Here is a 261-nt window from a genome sequence, read left to right on the forward strand (position 1 = left end):
GTGGATATTCTTCTGGATGTTCCATTGCATCTATTAATGTTTCACGGTTAAATACGTTAATATTTAAGTGGTGACCACATTGCATTGCGTAACCATCTAACATACTAGTTAAGTTACGGTTTTGATCTTCTGGTTCTTTACCTAATGATTTTGGTACGATACTGAATGTATTTGAAATACCATCTTTACAGCAATCGTAAGGGATCTTAGCTACAGAACTTAATGAAGATAATGCACCTTTTTGGTCACGGCCATGCATTG

Annotated in this window: 1 protein-coding gene; it reads right to left on the reverse strand. The window is 35.6% G+C overall.

All coding sequences use genetic code 11. The features are described from left to right. Positions 1-261: glycine radical domain-containing protein (locus tag F1003_RS18895; protein ID WP_497986932.1), on the reverse strand; the 261-nt coding region annotated here is incomplete at both ends.

The sequence above is a fragment of the Winogradskyella ouciana genome (assembly GCF_009709615.1).
Classification (GTDB): domain Bacteria; phylum Bacteroidota; class Bacteroidia; order Flavobacteriales; family Flavobacteriaceae; genus Winogradskyella; species Winogradskyella ouciana.